This window comes from Mesorhizobium sp. M1143, from assembly GCF_040318435.1.
Classification (GTDB): domain Bacteria; phylum Pseudomonadota; class Alphaproteobacteria; order Rhizobiales; family Rhizobiaceae; genus Mesorhizobium.
In genome coordinates this window covers 1-731 of sequence record NZ_JAMYMJ010000199.1, presented here as the reverse complement: position 1 = coordinate 731, position 731 = coordinate 1, and the positions used below count along the sequence as shown (strand labels likewise).

General features: G+C 64.2%; 1 protein-coding gene and 1 pseudogene. Both read left to right on the top strand.

Annotation, left to right across the window (positions count from 1 at the left end):
• Positions 1-385 (top strand): phage holin family protein (locus NKH35_RS31930; protein WP_352917585.1); only part of this gene is annotated, 385 nt, incomplete at its 5' end.
• Positions 382-731 (top strand): annotated as a pseudogene (locus NKH35_RS31925) (hypothetical protein); the annotation flags it as partial. The gene NKH35_RS31930 and the pseudogene NKH35_RS31925, both read left to right, overlap by 4 nt.

Here is a 731-nt window from a genome sequence, read left to right as displayed (position 1 = left end):
CCAGGACAATCCCAGCCTTGCCGGGCTAGTCACCGATTTGGCCCAGAATGTCACCACTCTGGTGCAAACCGAGGCGAGGCTGTTTCGGGCCGAGCTCTCTGAAAAGCTTACCAAAGCCGGAGCAGGTGCCGCGGAAGTGCTGGGCGGCGCGATTTGCCTGCTCGCCGCGCTCTTGGTGTTGCTGCAGGCGCTCATTATCGCACTGACGCGGGCAGGGCTTGGCGCGGGGTGGTCTTCCCTGCTGGTCGGTGTGGTCGTGGCGGTCCTCGGCGTCATCCTGCTGCGGACCGGGACGGCCAGCATGGCGCCTTCGGAACTTACCCCCGACCGGACCCAGGGACAGCTCAAGCGCGACGCGAGCGCGATTAAGGAACAGGTGAGATGAACGAGAAATCCGCAGCCGAACTTGAACGCGAGGCCGAGGCTGCTCGCGCTCGGGTGATGGAGACCGCCGAATCCATTCGAGGCAAGATGACGCCTGGACAATTGCTGGATGAGTTCACCGGGCTGTTCTCGGGAGGGGAGAGCGCGGCCATGCTCAGCAATCTCAGAACGCAGGTCCGAGACAATCCTTTGCCGGTCACCATGGTGGGCGCAGGTCTGGCCTGGCTGATGTTCGGCAGCGGTACCTCAAACACCGCCCACCGTTCGGCTGGCTATCCATTGCCTTCAGCGCCGGGACGACATGATGTAGCAGGGGAGCGCGGCGGCTTGGGCGGCACGCTCTCCGA